Here is a 16,295-nt window from a genome sequence, read left to right as displayed (position 1 = left end):
CCCAGCCAGGTCTGCCCCGACTATCGTGGAGCATCATGCAGATGAACCGGGTCGCCATCGTCGGGTCCGGAGGGAGCGGCAAGTCCTATGTGGCCCGCGAGCTCGGACGTCTGCTGGATGCGCCGGTCACCCACCTGGACGCCGTCTACTACGACGACGCGTGGAACCCGCTGCCGCCGGAGAAGTTCGAAGCCGCCCAGCGCGAGCTGGTCGCGGCCCCGCGCTGGGTGATCGACGGCAACTACAACTCCTCGCTGCACGTCCGGCTGCAGGCCTGCGACACTGTGGTCATGATGGACGTGCCCACCTGGGCCGCCCTGTGGGGGATCTTCGCCCGCCAGCTCCGGCACGGCGCCGGCCAGCACACCTGCGGCGTCTACAACCGCATCCACTGGGGCGTGATCACCTACGTCGCCACCTACCGGCGACGCATGCGCCCCAAAGTCCTGGCGAAAGTCCACGAGCTCGCCGCGGGCAAACAGGTGGTGCTCCTGACCAGCCGTACCCAGACTCGCCGCTGGCTGGAGCAGGTGGCAGCCGGCCGCTGACCCGCCGTGACGGCGTGGACGGGCGGCACCCATGACCTCGCCCTTCATCCACCCCGCCACGACGTCCGCCCTGTACCGGGACGGCTCCCGCCTGGCCGCCCGCACCTCGGCGCTGCACCAGGCCAAGATCCGTGGACGCCCTGTCGCCGACGTCATCGCCGGCATCGCCACCGCGCACCTGCCGCATCCCCACCAGGCGATCGTGGCCGACCTCGGTTGCGGCCGCGGCACCAGCAGCCGCATCCTGGCCGCGCACCTGCGGCCTCGCGGTCTGCTGGCTATCGACAGCTCGCAGGCGATGCTCACCACCGCACGCGCCCGACTCACCGACACGGCGACAGCGGTCATCTACATCCGCGCGGACTTCCACCGTCTGCCCTTCGGCGACGGCGTTTGCGATCTAGTGGTGGCCGCGTTCTGCCTTTACCACGCCCCCGACCCGCGCCCGGTCATCGCCGAGATCGCCCGCGTCCTGGCTCCGGCTGGAATCGCCATCCTGGTCACCAAGTCGGCCGACAGCTACCGCACCCTCGACTACCTGGTGGCCGCCGCGGGCCTCGACACCCGTGCCACCGGGCGGCCGAGCCTGTACCAGACCGCGCACAGCGGCAACCTGGAGGCACTCACCGCGCCGATCCTGCCGGTCATCGGTGTGGAGCACGAGGAACACCGGTTCGCCTTCACTGGCCCGGACCATGTCGCCGCCTACCTGGCCACCACGCCCAAGTACGAGCTCCCGCCGGCCATGGCCGCCGACCCGGACGCGATCGCCGCAGCCTTGCGCACCCAGATCGCCGACGGGCCGGTGACAACCACCTCCACCGTCACGTACGTGATCGCGGGAAAGGGCAGCTTTCCATGATCTTCAGCAAGACGTACGCCACTCGTGCGGACCTCGACCAGACCCTCGCCAATCACGCATGGCTCGACGAACACGCCGGGCCGCTGCGACTTGCGTCCATCGTCCGCGTCGACGTCGACCGCATCGACTTCGCCTTCGTCGAGGGCCGCCACGCCGTCTTCGCTGACACCCTTGATGTGGCCGCGGTTCTCGGCCGCGCCCACGCCGCCGCCTGGCACAGCGATCTGCACCGCGCGCTCCTCACCACCACCCATCCGCTGGACGGCGCCCACCATATGGCCGACTTCGTCTCGCCACGTATCGCAGCGCTGCGCCGACGCACCGAGGCCGGACTGATCGGCGAACAGCAGGTGACCGCCGCCGTCCAGGCGCTCCTCGCGGCCAGCCCTGCCCCGGTCGCCTTCTACAAAGACACCAACCCGCGCAACGTCCTCATCACCGCTGATGGGCCTGTCATGGTGGACTTCGACGATCTCACCCTGGCACCGTTCGGCTACGACCTGGCCAAGCTGCTGGTCACCCTTGCCATGACGCACGGTCCACTCCCGATCGAGGCCTTCACCACCGCCCTGGCCTGCTACAACCAGCCGCTCATCGACGCCGGCCTGCTTCCCGTCTCCGTCGATCAGCTTCTCGGCCACGCCGACCTGCATCACCTGCTCACCCTGCCCTACTTCGGCCAGGGCGGCTACCGGCATCCGTGGCCGAGCGTCCGCCCTTGCCTGGAGGAGTTGAAGTGATCTCCACTGAACTGATCTTCGCCCGGCACGGCGAGGCTCAGTGCAACGTCGACGGCGTCGTCGGCGGCCCCCGCACCTGCACGGGGCTGACCGATCTCGGCCGCCGGCAGATGAAGCTCACCGCGGCCCGCCTCGTCACAGAGCACCAGACCAAACCCTTCACTCACGTGTACGCCGGACCTCGCCGGCGGCTGCGCGAAAGCGGCCGCATCCTGGCCGACGCCCTCGACCAACCGCTGATCATCAGCAACCTGCTGGACGGCCCCGTCCACGGCGACGCCGACGGCCAGCCCTGGCACCAGGTGAAGACCGTCTTCCGCGGCGGCCCGCACGCTCATCCCGAGCGAGCATGGGCACCGGGCTCCGACACCTGGAACGGCTACCTGCAACGCGCCGGCGCCATCCTCGCCGACCTCATCACAGACCACCGAGGACAGCGCCTCCTGTTCGCCGCCCATGGCGAAACCGTACTCGCCGCCCACAGCCTGCTGCTCGACCTGCGTCCCGGGCTGATGTCCGGCTTCACCGTCCACCACGCCTCGATCACCCACTGGGAGCTTCACCGCAGCCGATTCGGCGACGAGCGCTGGATGCTGCTACGCCATAACGACACCGCCCACCTCACCGGCCCATGAACCGCACCGACCGCCTCCTGGCCATGGCCCGCCGCCACCTCGGCCCACTCACCACGCTCCCCTGCCCCTACCTGCCCTCACACCTGCAGGTCCTCGCCACGAACGACGGACAGCGCTACATCCTCAAGCAGCACAGCATCCCCGACCGCTTCCAGGCCGAAGCCCGTGCCTACACCACCTGGGTCCCGGCCTTGGGAGAGCATGCCCCGTCCCTGATCCACGCCGACCCCGGCAACCTCGCCTTGCTCGTGACCGTCATGCCGGGCCGGCCGGCCACGCAGCTTTCCGGGGATTCTCTCGCTGCCCGGCAGGCCCACCACGAGGCGGGCCACGTCCTCAGGCTGCTCCATGAAGCTTCACCAGGCCCGCAGGTCAGCACCGAGGTATCCGCCTACCTCGCTGAACGCATGCGCTGGTGGGCCGCCCGCGCGCACCAGGCAGCCCTCATCACCCCGTCAGAACTCCGCACCCTGCACGCCTGGGCGGACCAGATGGCGGCCGAAACACTCGACACCACCGTCTGCCACCTCGACTACCAACCACGCAACTGGATCATCGAGGCCACGGGACAGGTCGGCATCGTCGACTTCGAGCACACCCGCTTGGACGCTCGGATCCGCGACTTCAGCCGCCTCGAACACCGCCACTGGCGACGGAATCCTCACCTCCGCACAGCGTTCTTCGAGGGCTACGGCCGCCCTCTCAACCCCTCTGAACAGGACCTGCTCGAACGCTTCCACCTCATGGAAGCCGTCACCGCACTGGTCCGCGGCCACGAAACCGACGACCGGGAGCTCCTCGCCCATGGCCGTGCGCTGATCACCGCTTCCTGCCGACCGCGAAGGACCGCCATGACCATCCCGCCCGTCCCCCAACAGGCCCATGCACCACTTCCCCGGCGGGCCGTCGTCACCGGCGCAGCCGGATTCATCGGCTCCCACCTCTGCCAGGCCCTGCTCGAACGAGACGTGACCGTGATCGGCGTGGACCGCCGCGACCCCAGCAAGCACCTCACCGCAGCCCGGAACCTGGCGACCATCCGTGACCACCCAGGATTCGTCTTCGCCACCGGCGACCTGCGCACCTGCGCCGTCGAGCCCCTCCTGCTCGACGCCGACGTCGTCTTCCACCTGGCCGGCGTCCCCGGCGTCCAGCCCTCCTGGGGCGCCGACTTCGACGACTACGTCGCCTCCAACATCTCGGCCACCCAACGCCTCATGCACGCGATCACCAGGCTGCGCATCCCCCGCCTCGTCGTCGCCTCCTCCTCCAGTGTCTACGGCGCGACCTCGGGTGAGCGGCCCAGTGCCGAGACCGACCATCCGCGCCCCGCTTCCCCGTACGCGGTCACCAAGCTCGCCGAGGAACAACTCTGCCTCGCCCACGCGGCCCGATCCGACTGTCGCACCACCGTCGTGGCCTTGCGCTACTTCACCGTCTACGGCCCTGGCCAACGAGAGGACATGTTCATCCAGCGCCTCCTGACCGCCGCCACAACGGGAATGACCCTCCAGATCTACGGTGACGGCCGGCAGGGCCGAGACTTCACCTACATCGACGACGCCATCGCCGCCACCATCGCCGCAGGAACCGCCCATCTGCCGAACAGCCTGATCAACGTCGGAGCCGGCGCCACCACTTCCCTCAACGATGTCGTCGACCAAGCCCGCCAGATCACCGGACGATCTGTCAGCGTCCGCTCGGCGAACCCCCGCAGTGGCGATGTGCCCGGCACTCGCGCCGACCCATCTCACGCGCGCCGACTGCTCGGATGGACGCCCACGACCGATCTCCTCACTGGCATGACCGAGCAATACAGGTGGATGAATACGCACCGTAGCAGTAGCCATACACCCGTCAAGGAGAAGAGCGGCCAGTAGCACAGCCGTCCAGACTCAATCGCAAGCAGGGGAGTCGCAACCGACGTCGCCAGCCAGTTCAGACGCATCTCGTCCCGACGGGTCTCCGTCACGCTCCGCAGTCACCGCTATAGAAGCCGAGGCCGCGGCTACTACTTCCAGACGCCGCTCCCCGCCCGAACCGGAGCCGGATCAGTCCGAGGAAACGAACTTCAGCGTTTCCGGGCCACGCCGCCCAAGACCCGCACCCGCCCAGGGGTGAAGTCGTCGGCGACGCCGTCCGGCTGCCAGCGCTGCACGTCGACCATGCCCGGCGCCAGCAGTTCCCAGTCCGGCTGATCGAAGAAGCGGGCGATCTCCTCCATCGTCCGATACGTGATCGGATTGCTGAGATTGTTGGCGTTGGTCGCCATCAGAATCTTGTACAGCTCCGGGTCCACGTCAGTCCTGCTGACGTGGGAGAAGATCAGGTAGCTGCCCGCCGGCACCGCCTCCATCAACCGGTAGACCACGCCGTAAGGGTCGTCGGCGTCGGGCACGAAGTGCAGCACCGAGCACAGCACGACCGCCCACGGCCGGGCGGGGTCCAGATGCTGCAGCGTCTCCTTGTGGTTGAGGATGCCGTGCGGGTCGCGTACGTCGGCCTGGATGTACCGGGTCCGGTCATCACCGATGATCAACGCCTGGGCCTGCGGCAGCACGCTCGGGTCGTTGTCGACGTAGACGGTCCGCGCGGACGGGGTGACCGACTGGGCGATCTCGTGCACGTTCTCCTGGGTGGGCAGGCCGGAGCCGATGTCCAGGAACTGGTCGACGCCCTGTTCGGCGACGAAGCGGATGGCGCGGATCAGAAACTGCCGGTTGGCCGTGGCGATGGTCTTGATCTCCGGCGCGTAGGCCAGCCCGCGTTCGGCGGCGTCTCTGTCGACCTGGTAGTTGGTGGTGCCGCCCAGGAAATAGTCGTACATCCGGGCAGGAGAGGGAGAGGACATCTCTTCATCGGGCTGTTGCGTGCGCACGCCACTCCTCGAGTCACAGGGTGAGTTTCTCTGACATCGGGCCCATCAAGATCATAGTGAGATCTCGTACGCGTTGGCGAGAGGAAGATCCTCTACGGCCGCTCGTGATCGAATTTATCGACCCCACACGCTCACCGGCAGTTCGCGACCGACGGGCATCCTGATCAAAACCTCGCCGCGACCGCCCCCACACCGGCCCTACCTACGTTGCGGCGGGTGACCATCGAGGTAACGAGCAGCCCATCCCCCGTCGCCGACTCGCCCGCCCTGCTGGGTTCCCCCCGTCGCCCACGGTACGGAGAAGCCGAACCCCCTGCACGAGAGCGGCCCAGCCCGACCGGCCGCTCCCTGAGCCAGGCCCGCCCCGGCCCCCGCCCCACCCGGGGCGGGCCTGCCAGACGCGGCAGCCACCGCGCTCGCCATCGCCGCGGGTTGCTGCTCACCGCGTCCTGCGCGGCGATGGCGGTGGTCATGGCGGATGCGGGGGTGACCACGCTGGTGGTCAGCGAGCTGGCGGTCGATCCGATGACCGATCAGGTGCCGGCGTCCCAGCTCACCTGGGTCAACGTCGTCAACTTCGCGGCCATCGCGGCGCTGCTGGTGGCCGCCGGCCGCTGGGCGGATGCGCTGGGCCGGCGCGGCGTGCTCGCGGTCGGGGTGGCGTTGTTCGGTCTGGGCGCCGTCGCGGTCGCGTGGACAGGCAGCTGGCCGGTGTTGCTGGGTGGCCGGCTCCTCCAGGGGATCGGTGCGGCGATGATGTTGCCGACGTCGCTCGCGCTGCTGCTGGGCGAGCTACCTCCCGCCCGCCGCCGCGGCGCGCTGGCGATCTGGAGCGGCTGCTCCGGGCTGGGCGTCACGGTGGCGCAGGGCGGTGGCGGCATGCTGATCGCCGCTCACGGGTGGCGGGTCGCCTACCTGTGCAGTGCGGGACTGGCGATCACTCTCCTGATGGTCGTCCCGCTGCTGCCGAGGGGCCGGACCCGGACGGCCCGGCCTGAGGTGGCGGACACGCTCGTGCCCGCTGCCGGGATCGCGGCGGCGGTGCTGGCCCTCTGGTACGGCGGCCAGTGGGGGTGGACCTCGCCGCAGACCGTGGGCTGCGTGGCGGTCGCCATGGCGGCGGCGGCCGTCAAGCTGACGATCTCGCTGCGCCGTGCCGGAGTCGGAGTGCGGCCGAGAACTGCCGTCACCACGCTCGCATCCGCGCTGTTCGGCTCGGTGCAGTACACGGTCCTGGTGGTGACTCCGCTCTACCTGGAGCGGATACACGGGCTGCAGGTCGCGGAGGCGGGCTGGTGGCTGATCCCGATCTCGCTGGCGGTGCTCGTCGCCGCGCCCTTGGCGGGCCATCTGGGGCGGCGGCGCGGCACCACTGCGGTGATCTACACGGGGGCGATCGCCGTAGGAGCCGGGTGCACGTTGTTGCTCGGCGTCAGCGAGCTGTCGGCCTGGATGGTGCTCGCGCTGGCGGTCCTCGGCGCCGGGATCGGCACGCTGGCCACGGGAACGTTCACGGCAGGCACCTTGGCGGCCGAGCCGGAGGAGTTCGCCACGGCGGCCGGCGCGGTGACCGCCGCCCGCATGGTCGGCGGAGCTCTGGGGGTCGCCGGCTCGTCCATCTTGCTGGAGCAGCACGTGCTGTCCGGCCCGCACGCCGGTTTCACCGCGGTGCTCGTCGCCGTCATCGCCGTCGCCTCGCTCCTGGCGGGCGCCGCCGTCTTCACCGCGCTGCGCGCCGCCCGGGGAGCTCATGCCCGCGCGAACCCCGGGCGCGTCTCAGCCGAGCAGGAAGTGCAGGAGCTGCACCGGCTGCTGGCCGAACTGCGCGCCACCCTCGTCCAGGTGCGCAGCGAAGCCGACTACGAGCTGTCCCGGGTGACCTCCGGCGTCCGCCCCGCGTACTCGCTGTCCCTCCACTCCTAGGGGAACCCCATGCCTTCTCACGGTGACCTCCTCACCATCCCTCACCCCCGCCGCTCCGCCGACCCGACTGCCGCAGCGAGGCCGGAGGAGGTGACGACCGCGCACCTCCCCGCGCTGAACGTGGCGTCCGCCGACCGCCTGTGCCGGCTTCACCACGTACGCAGCGTCTGCGACAACGCCATCGCCGCCATCGACGCGGCGCTGAACCGAGCGGACGACACGTGACGGCCACCGAGCACGTCGCCGGGATCACCGGCCGCGTCGCGCTGGTGACCGGCGCGGGCCAGGGCATCGGCGCGGCGATCTGCGCCAGACTCGCCGCCGCCGGGGCCCGAGTCGCCGCGCTCGACCTGCACCACGGCGAACCCCAACCCCTGCCACACGTGGTCGCCTTCCACTGTGATGTACGAGATCCACACACCGTCGAAGCCGCGACCAGATCGGTCCAGCGGGAACTCGGCCCGGTGGACATCGCCGTCAACGTCGCCGGTGTCCTGCGGCAGGGCCCGCTGGCTCGCCTGAGCGAGCACGACCTGCGCGAGCTGTTCGAGGTCAACACCTTCGGCGTGATCCGGGTCTGCCGGGCGGTGGCCGGGCCGATGGAGCGGCGCCGCAAGGGCGCGATCGTCAACGTCGCCTCCAACGCCGGCCATGTGCCGCGCATCGGCCTGGCCGCCTACGGCGCCTCCAAAGCCGCCGTCATCGCCTTCACCCGTCACCTGGCGTTGGAGCTGGCTCCTGCCGGGGTCCGCTGCAACAGCGTCTCGCCCGGCTCGACCGACACGGCCATGCTGTCCGCGCTCACCAGCGCCGACCGGGCGATCGCGGGCGATGCCGTCAGGTTCCGGCTGGGCATCCCGCTGGGCCGGGTCGCCCAACCGGCCGACATCGCCGAGGCCGTGCTGTGGCTGGCTTCCGAACAGGCCCGCCACGTCACCATGCAGGACCTCGTCGTCGACGGCGGCGCCAGCTTGACCGGGTGACCTCATCCCTTCCCTTCGAAAGGCCCCTTCACCATGACCGTGTCCACGCCGCCGCTGATCCCGATGCGCGCTCCGACGCCAGGCGACGTCCCCGTACCACTGCCGATGGAGTACACGCCCTCCACCGTCATGATCAGCACCCCCGACCGCACCCTGCTGGCCGACGGTGGGGAGGAACCGCCGTTGACCGCGCCGCTGAGGGCGTTGCCGAGCGAGGTCGCTTCCGCCCTGCACCGGCCCGGCATGGTCGCCGCGGGCTTGATCGCCTTCGACGCCGAGCGCTCCCGCCTGGTGCTGTCCAACACGCCGCTCTGGCGCGATCCGCTGCTCGCCCCGTACTGCTTCCGCTGCCGTCACCCGTCCTGGACGCTGACCGACGATCCCGGGCCCGCCGCTTACCTGGCGGCGGTGGAGCGGGCACGCACGATGATCGCCACCGGGCCGCTGAACAAGGTGGTGCTGGCTCGTACCCTCCTTCTGGAGGCGGACCAGCCGCTGGTGGTCAAGGAACTGCTGGCTCATCTCCCCGGCCCGAACGCCAGATACGTGTACGCCGCGCCCGCCGGCGAGGACGCCACGCTGATCGGCGCCAGCCCCGAGCTGCTCGTCTCCCGCCACGGCCGTATGGTGGCCACCACCCCGATGGCGGGCTCGGCCCGGCGCAGTTTCGACCCGGCCGTGGATCAGGCCCGTGCGCTGGCCCTGCAGAGCTCGGACAAAGACCTGCACGAGCACCGGCTGGTGGTCGACGCCGTCGCGCGGGCGCTCGCGCCGTTCTGCGAGCACCTGTACGTCCCGGCCCGGCCGCAGGTCACCGCGACCTCCACCCTGTGGCACCTGAGCACCCCGATCACCGGCCGGCTACGTGACCCGAGCGTGTGCAGCCTGACCTTGGCGGCCGCCCTGCATCCCACCCCGGCGGTGTGCGGCAGCCCCGAGAGCCTGGCCCGCCAGGTCATCGAGGAGCTGGAACCCGTGCACCGCGGCTTCTACTCCGGGCTGGTGGGCTGGCAGGACGCGGGCGGCGACGGCGAGTGGGCGCTGGCGCTGCGCTGCGGCGTCGTGTCGGGCACCACGCTGCGGCTGTACGCGGGAGCGGGCATCGTGGCCGACTCCGAGCCGGAAGCCGAGCTGGCCGAGACCGGCGCGAAGTTCTCCACTCTCCTGCGCGCGCTGCGCGTCCGCACCGACCCGTGATTTCTCCGCGCGCACGCGCGGACCGGACGAGAGGAGCCGCCGTGGCCATCCCCGCCATCGCGCCCTACATGCTGCCCGCCCTGCCCGACAACCGCCTGAGCTGGACGATCGACCCGGATCGCGCCCTGCTGCTCATCCACGACATGCAGCACTACTTCCTGCGGCCCTACCAGATGGACGCCTCCCCCATCGCCGACGTCCTGTCCAACCTGCTGGCCGTCCGCCAGCGCTGCGCCGAGTCGGGCGTCCCGGTCGTCTACACCGCCCAGCCGGGCTCCCAGTCCCCGGCCGACCGCGGCCTGCTCGCCGACGTATGGGGTCCGGGCCTGACCGATGCGCGGGAGGACACCGACATCTGCGCGCCGCTCATGCCCGCGCCGAACGAGATCCTGCTGGCCAAGCACCGCTACAGCGCTCTGGCTCGCAGCCCGCTGGTCACCCTGATGCGCAACGCCGGCCGGGACCAACTGCTGGTCGGCGGCGTCTATACCCACATCGGCATCCAGGCCACCGCGGTCGACGCCTTCAGTCATGACATCAAGCCCTTCGTCCTCGGCGACGCGACCGCCGCCTTCAGCGCCGAGGACCACCGGGCGGCGCTGGTCTACATGGCCCGGCACTGTGCCCGCGTGGAGGCCACCGGCGAGGTGATCCGCGCCTTGAGCCGCCCCACCTCACCCCTTTGATCCGAAAGGCGACCTTTCATGCTCTTTCCTCCTGAACAACGGCCCGGCCGCCAGAGCCCGCAGACGTCGGTAATCCCGGTCGCCGAGGCAGCAGGGCAGGCACTTGCCGCACTCGGCGTCCGCACCGTCTTCGCCGCGGCGGCCGACGACTGTCCCCTCGTTCCTGCTCTGACCACGCATGGCCTGAACGTGGTCGACGCCCGCCGGCCGGGCGCGGCGACGACCATGGCGGAGGCTCACACCCGCACCGGCGGCCAGCCTGCCGTGCTGGCTGTCCCCCAGGGCTCGGCCTTGATCAGCACGATCCCGGGCCTTGTGGAAGCGGCGCGCAGCCGTACCCCGTTGCTCGTGCTCGCGGCCGAGACCTGCGACGGTCTCGGCGTGGCCAGGCAGGCGGCGCTGCTGACCGCTGCCGGCACGCTCATCGAACCGGTCACCGACCCCGCCGAGATGGCATCGGTCATCGCCTGGGCGTTGCACGCCACGCGAGTCCAGCGCCGCCCGCTGGTGCTGACGTTCGGGCGGCAGGTCCTGGCGGCTTCCTGTCCGCGGCCGCCGGACGACCTGCTCGCCTCCCTCGGCGACCTGCACACTCCCGATCCACCGCCACCCGATGCCGGAACGATCAGCTCCCTTGCGCATCTGCTCACCACCGTGAGCCGGCCGGTGTTCATCGCTGGGCGCGGAGCCCTGCATGCCGGGCGGGAGTTGGAGGAACTGGCCGAGCGGACCGGTGCGCTGCTTGCGACGTCCACCGCGGCGCATGGCCTGTTCGCCGACGACCGCTGGAATCTGGGAGTCGCCGGCGACTGGTCGGCGCCGGCGGTCGCCGAGTTGGTCCGCGATGCGGACGTCCTGATCGGCTGGGGGTGTTCGATGCGCGAGTGGACCACCCGTCGCGGCGACCTCGTCGGGTCGGACGCCCGCGTGGTTCAGGTCGATCTCAACCAGGCCGTCGGAGCCCAGGGCGGCATCGATGTGAGCGTGGCGGGCGACGTCGCGGTCACGGCCCGCGCCCTGCTGTGCGAGCTGGCCGAGCCCCGTACGGGGTATCGCACCGACGAGGTGCGCCGCCGCATCATCGAGCAGGGCAACCAGCACGACGCCGACTATCAGCCGGTCCACGTCGAGGGACACATCGATCCCTGGACCCTGGCGTACCTGCTGGAGGCGTTGCTGCCGCAGGAGCGGACGCTCGTGGTCGACCGCGGTGACTTCATGCGTTACCCGATCAGCTTGATGCGGGTCCCCGATGCCCACGGGTTCTGGTACTCCCAGCTGATCGAGGAAGCGGGGCGTGCGCTGGCGGCCGGGATCGGTGCGGCGCTGGCACGGCCGGAGCGGCTGGCCGTGGCGGTGCTCGGCTATCGCGGCGTGCTGAGAGCCGCTGCGGATCTGGAGACTGCCGTCCGGCTCGGGCTGTCCCTGCTCATCGTCGTCTACAACACCGGCGACGATCGACCTTCCGGCTCGGTCGACCTGGCGGCGGTCGCCGCCGGGTACGGGTGCGCGGCGAGCGTCGTACGGCAGGGCCGGGATCTCAAGGCGGTCAGCGACTGGCTGGCCGGGCCACGCCAAGGGCCCTTGCTGATCGACGCGAGGATCGCGTCGGCGCGGCCCGGCAGCGCCTCCGAGGAGGCCTGATGACGGCCCTTCATGTGCTGGATCAGCTCGGCACGCGTTTCCCGAGCCGGCTGGAGCGGATCGATCTCTCCTGCGGCGATCAGCCGGAGCGGCAGTTGACGGGCGGGTGGTGGCAGACACCCGTCGAAGGAGCTTCGCCTTCCCTGCGCAGAGCCGTGGTGCGGGCCGTCAGCCGCCAGGAGCGGCTGTTCGGTTACTTGTGGAACGCGGCTGTGCCAATGCAGGACGCCTTGTGCGAGCGGGATTCGCGTCCCGGCCACGAGACCGTCACCGCCTACGGCGGGCTGCGCCTGCGGGATGTCGTCCATCACGTCCTCATCGGCGGTGGCCCGCCCCGTGAAGGCGGGGTGGCCGATCTGCAGGAGGTGACCTTCGTCTCGGGCGGATGCCACTTCAGCGCCCGCACGGCCCGGGTGATCACCGAGAGCGGGCGCAGTCTTCCGGTCACCGGCCTGCGGCGCGGCCGGGTCGGCGAGCAGATCGTGGGGCTGCGGCTGGACCCCGAGCTGACCGTCTCCGAAGTCGACACCGCGGCCCGGCTGCCTGCCGTGGGCGCTGGGGTGCTGTCACGCATCCCACCCGGTGTGCCGGTCCGGGTGCTACTGGACGTGCCGCATGCCGCGACCGCGTTGATCCTGCTGGAGGCCGCCCAGCGTGGCGAGCTCTCTCCTCGGCTGCTGTCGCAGTGGTGCGAGGCGGTCGATGCCCGCCATCCGACTCTGGTCAGGCTGCACGCCGAGCGCTGGCGAGCCGGTTCCGGGCTCGGGGCGCGGCCGATGCGGGTGGAGGTCTCGGCCGAGCTGGACATCGTCGGCGCCTACCTGCGGCATGTCCTGTCGTGCGGCCGGATTCCGGCGACGGACGAGCTGGTCGACGTCGTCACCGCCCGGGACCGGTTCTGGCGTGCGCTCGTGCGGATCGCGCCTCCTGTCACGCCGGTCGAGCTGGCCGAGTTGAGTTACGTCGCCGCCCAGCTGCGTGCTGCCGCGTCCACGGCTGAATCTCCCCGGCTGGCGATCGCGGTGGAGAACGTGCACGAAGCCAAGATTCAGCGACGGTCCGGGCTTCTGGCGCGCTCCTTGCGGGCCGAACTGCCCGGCACTCGGTTCCCGCTGATGGGGCTCTATCCGCTGAGCCGGATCTGGGTGCGGGGGACGGACGGCGGGGTCCGGCTCAACCTGCACACCCACGACCCTGGGCGGTGGGCGGTCGACGAGCACGGGAACACGGTCGACCTGATCCGCCTCGCCGACGATCTGTATGCGGGCGAGGCCAGTCCGCTGGTGAGCCATGGATGAGCCGAGAACGCTGCTCACTCCTCGTGGACCGGTAGATCTCTCATCTCAGGAGAGCCGATGTGGCACTCGCTATCGGACGACGCCCGGCAGGCCATCGAGGACCTGCGCCGCCGCCACGGCGACCGGCTGTATGACTACCTGCGGACCACGCTGGATCCCGGCGAGGCCGAGCTCGCCCTCGCCGGAACGCTGATGTCGGCCTGCGTCCACGTGAAACGCGTGCTCGACGACGAGCACCTGCGCGCCTGGCTGTACGGACTCGCCCGGGCGCACCGTGCCTCGGCCGCCTCCCGCAGCGGACTCCGGCCATATCTGTTCGCGAACCTGGAAAGCCCGCTGAGCGAGGCGATGGCCGGACTCTCGCCGGCTCATCGCGAGGTGCTCGACCTGGCCGTGCGGCACGGGCTCTCCCACGTGGAGATCGCCCTGATCTTCGATGCGGGGGCGGTCCAGGTCGAGGCCCTGGTGGACGAGGCCCGCGAACACCTTGCGGCGGCCACCTCCCATGACGCCGGCTCTCTGCCGGACGAGCTGCCGATCGTCACAGCACCGGACACCCTGGCCGACTCGTTGGCCATGGCCGAACCTCTCGGCGAGGAGCAGGCGTTGTGGCGCGCGGACGGCTTCCCCGCCCAGCCCACCCCCTTGCCCGACGCCCCGCGCACGCCCGGCATCCGGTTCCCCGGGATGGCGAAGAACCCGCCGTTCCGAGCCTGGGAGCAGGCGGAGGAGTTCTGGCAGCGGCGCCCCGACGAATCCGATCCCGAGGCCCGGCTCTCCCTGCGCCCTCTGGTCCCGGCGTTGCGAGTCTTCTCGTTGATCGTCGCGGTGGTCACCGGTGTGTTACTCATCGGCATGGCCTGGTCGGGACTGCAGCCGACCCGCCGAGCACACACCACACCGCCCACGGCGCAGACCATCACCTTGATCGCCACGGTCCCTCCCTCCGAGCCGGCCGTCGAAGAACCTCCCGGGCCTGCCCCCACCCCGGCTCCGACCGGCCGCGCGACCGCCAAGCCCAGCCGGGACCAAGCCGGTCCCGGGAAACCTTCCGGTACACCTACCGCCACCGGCCGCGCCACCTCCGGCGTCAGGATCCGCCGGCTTCCCGAACCCGCCGCGCCGTCAGCCCGGGTCTCCCCCGCCGGCATCAGTCTGGGACAGCTCCGCACGGGCTCGTTCACCCTCAAGATCTCCCCTGGCAGGGGCCGCGTGGTCTCCACCTCGGCCAGCGACGGGATCGTCGTCGACGGCACCCGCTTCACGGTCGCCGCCCCGCTGAGCAGGCCCGGCTGCTCGCCGTCCAACGGTGCGGGAACGATCATGCTCACCTGGCGCGCCACCAACACCGGCGACGGGCGGACCTCGGCGGGCGCCACCACCACGAGCGGCACCGTCACCATCCGCGTGAGCTGGACCGTCGTGGCTGACAAGGGTACCTGGATGCCCACCGGCAGGTACGTCAACGACGGCCAAGGCCACTGGTCGAACTGCCCCAACGGCTGACCCCCTTCGTAGTCATTTCTGGAGTGAGCATGCAGATGAGACAGTTCTTCTCCGGCGTCACCCGGCGGGAAGCGCAGTTCACCGCAGTCGGCGTCGGCCTGGCCCTGGTGGTGTGCATGCCGCTCCTGGCCAAGGCCGATCCCGGCATGATCCGCGGCAACGGGCCGGCGGATCCCGGCGCCGAGAAGGCTCTGGACGTACAGCGCGGCGATTCCTGCCGGGAGCTGCTGCCCGACGACACGCCTACCCACGTGGTGTGTCGCTGGCTGACTCCGCCTCAGGACGCCGCCGAGGTCGCCGCGTTCTGGGCCGCCGACGACGGCGCCAACCTGGAGGCTGCAGAACCGCTGTCCCCCACCGCCGCCAGCACGGTCCGTCCCAGCCGCTCGGCCACGACGAGTTCGATTTCCTCCCCCGTGCCGACGGCCAGTCCCGTCGAAAGCATGCCGCCCGACGCCGATCCGAGCCCTTCGACGGCAGAGCGGCCGAGCACCGAAGCGATCAAGGCCGCGCGGGCGGCCGGGCTGCGCGTCTGGGTGGAGAGCGACCTGGCCGACGACTACCTCGCCGGTTCCACACGATTCCGTGCTTCTGTGGACGCGCTCGCCGAGACCGCCCGTCAGCCGGGCGTGATCGGCGTCAAGTTCGCCGACAACCTCGCCTACAGCGGGTTCACCAGCTCCGACGACGTCGAGACCTTCGTACAGCAGACCACCGCCGCGCTGCGCCAGGCTGTGCCCGGCAAGCGGCTGGCCATCGGCGTGGTGGTGCCCGAGCTGGGCTGCGGCGCCGCCACCGCCTGCGTCACCGCGATGCGGGCCAAGGCGCCGCTGGTGACCAAGAAGCTCGTCGAAGGTTATATCCAGGCCGCCGCGGTCGAGCAGGTGTACGTCTCCAACGGGTTGTTCGCCTCCGCCTATCGCCAGCATCGGCTGCGCGACCCGAAGACGGGCGCGCAGCAGCCGATCACGCCAGCGGTCGCCACCCGGGCCCAATGGCTGAATATCAAGGCGCTTGGCTGGGACACGCTGGCCCAAGTCAGCTCGCGTGAGTACGGCCTGGCCCACGGCGGTTCCACTGCCCCTTGGGACGAAGCCCAGGCCACCGCCCAGCTCGACACCCGGATCGGCACGGTGATCGGGCTCGGTGTGCCCACGGTGACGTTGTGGGGGCACCACGCCGTCGACGGCGGCCGCACCTACCGGCTGTTCGACGCCGACCTGGCGAACAACCCGATGTGGTCGCAGCTGATCCGCCAGAAGCTGCGCGAGCGGCTTTCGGTGGTGTTCGACCCGCGCTCGACCGAGGTCGGCATCCGCCAGGACATCGCCGCCCTCGGCAAGGTGGCCGGCGAAATCTTCATCGTCGTTTGATCGGCGTCGAAAGGGTGCGACA

At 70.6% G+C, this 16,295-nt stretch carries 15 protein-coding genes; 14 read left to right on the top strand and 1 reads right to left on the bottom strand.

Translation table 11 applies throughout. The annotated features are described in order from the left end of the window. The first annotated feature begins 35 nt into the window (after positions 1-35). Genes ACQEUU_RS33885 through ACQEUU_RS33865 form a run of 5 tightly spaced genes read left to right on the top strand, consistent with a single transcriptional unit; the run spans position 36 to position 4,665 of the window. Entirely contained in the window at positions 36-548 is a 513-nt protein-coding gene (locus tag ACQEUU_RS33885) for a topology modulation protein (protein ID WP_433073719.1), read from the top strand. A 31-nt stretch (positions 549-579) separates the two neighbouring features. Beyond that, positions 580-1,410: a class I SAM-dependent methyltransferase gene (locus ACQEUU_RS33880; RefSeq protein ID WP_433073716.1), complete on the top strand. Its 831-nt coding sequence runs from the start codon at positions 580-582 to the stop codon at positions 1,408-1,410. Further along, the gene (locus tag ACQEUU_RS33875) at positions 1,407-2,150 is read left to right on the top strand and encodes an aminoglycoside phosphotransferase family protein (protein WP_433073713.1); all 744 of its coding nucleotides are present in this window, start codon (positions 1,407-1,409) and stop codon (positions 2,148-2,150) included. Before ACQEUU_RS33880 ends, ACQEUU_RS33875 begins: the two co-directional genes overlap by 4 nt. Continuing rightward, positions 2,147-2,785: a histidine phosphatase family protein gene (locus ACQEUU_RS33870; protein ID WP_433073710.1), complete on the top strand. Its 639-nt coding sequence runs from the start codon at positions 2,147-2,149 to the stop codon at positions 2,783-2,785. The genes ACQEUU_RS33875 and ACQEUU_RS33870 overlap by 4 nt, the downstream gene beginning before the upstream one ends. Next, a complete protein-coding gene (locus ACQEUU_RS33865) occupies positions 2,782-4,665 on the top strand; it encodes an NAD-dependent epimerase/dehydratase family protein (RefSeq protein ID WP_433073708.1) in 1,884 nt (627 codons plus the stop codon). The genes ACQEUU_RS33870 and ACQEUU_RS33865 overlap by 4 nt, the downstream gene beginning before the upstream one ends. Positions 4,666-4,856: 191 nt before the next feature. Here ACQEUU_RS33865 and ACQEUU_RS33860 read toward each other — a convergent pair whose 3' ends face one another. After that, on the bottom strand, positions 4,857-5,636 hold the full coding sequence (locus tag ACQEUU_RS33860; RefSeq protein WP_433074486.1) for an SAM-dependent methyltransferase: 780 nt from the start codon (positions 5,634-5,636) through the stop codon (positions 4,857-4,859). A 459-nt stretch (positions 5,637-6,095) separates the two neighbouring features. On the opposite strand from ACQEUU_RS33860, the gene ACQEUU_RS33855 reads away from it, so the two are divergent. The 9 genes from ACQEUU_RS33855 to ACQEUU_RS33815 all read left to right on the top strand — a co-directional run bounded on the left by ACQEUU_RS33855 (position 6,096) and on the right by ACQEUU_RS33815 (position 16,273). Further along, a complete protein-coding gene (locus ACQEUU_RS33855; protein ID WP_433073705.1) occupies positions 6,096-7,586 on the top strand; it encodes an MFS transporter in 1,491 nt (496 codons plus the stop codon). Positions 7,587-7,676: 90 nt separating this feature from the next. After that, on the top strand, positions 7,677-7,811 hold the full coding sequence (locus tag ACQEUU_RS33850) for a hypothetical protein (protein WP_433073703.1): 135 nt from the start codon (positions 7,677-7,679) through the stop codon (positions 7,809-7,811). Beyond that, positions 7,808-8,569, top strand: a complete 762-nt coding sequence (locus ACQEUU_RS33845) for an SDR family oxidoreductase (RefSeq protein ID WP_433073700.1) — start codon at positions 7,808-7,810, stop codon at positions 8,567-8,569. The genes ACQEUU_RS33850 and ACQEUU_RS33845 overlap by 4 nt, the downstream gene beginning before the upstream one ends. A gap of 33 nt (positions 8,570-8,602) precedes the next feature. Further along, positions 8,603-9,766 (top strand): isochorismate synthase, encoded by a 1,164-nt coding sequence (locus ACQEUU_RS33840; RefSeq protein ID WP_433073697.1) that lies wholly within the window; start codon positions 8,603-8,605, stop codon positions 9,764-9,766. A 41-nt stretch (positions 9,767-9,807) separates the two neighbouring features. Next, on the top strand, positions 9,808-10,452 hold the full coding sequence (locus tag ACQEUU_RS33835; RefSeq protein ID WP_433073694.1) for an isochorismatase family protein: 645 nt from the start codon (positions 9,808-9,810) through the stop codon (positions 10,450-10,452). An 18-nt stretch (positions 10,453-10,470) separates the two neighbouring features. Next, positions 10,471-12,096: a thiamine pyrophosphate-binding protein gene (locus tag ACQEUU_RS33830; RefSeq protein WP_433073691.1), complete on the top strand. Its 1,626-nt coding sequence runs from the start codon at positions 10,471-10,473 to the stop codon at positions 12,094-12,096. A gap of 14 nt (positions 12,097-12,110) precedes the next feature. Further along, positions 12,111-13,394, top strand: a complete 1,284-nt coding sequence (locus tag ACQEUU_RS33825) for a hypothetical protein (protein WP_433073688.1) — start codon at positions 12,111-12,113, stop codon at positions 13,392-13,394. A gap of 57 nt (positions 13,395-13,451) precedes the next feature. After that, entirely contained in the window at positions 13,452-14,900 is a 1,449-nt protein-coding gene (locus tag ACQEUU_RS33820; protein ID WP_433073685.1) for an RNA polymerase sigma factor, read from the top strand. A 35-nt stretch (positions 14,901-14,935) separates the two neighbouring features. Beyond that, positions 14,936-16,273, top strand: coding sequence for a hypothetical protein (locus ACQEUU_RS33815; RefSeq protein WP_433073682.1), 1,338 nt, complete (start codon positions 14,936-14,938; stop codon positions 16,271-16,273). Positions 16,274-16,295: the final 22 nt, after the last annotated feature.

Source organism: Nonomuraea sp. CA-218870 (assembly GCF_050936535.1).
Taxonomy (GTDB): Bacteria; Actinomycetota; Actinomycetes; order Streptosporangiales; family Streptosporangiaceae; genus Nonomuraea; species Nonomuraea corallina.
This window is presented reverse-complemented; position numbering and strand designations above follow the sequence as displayed.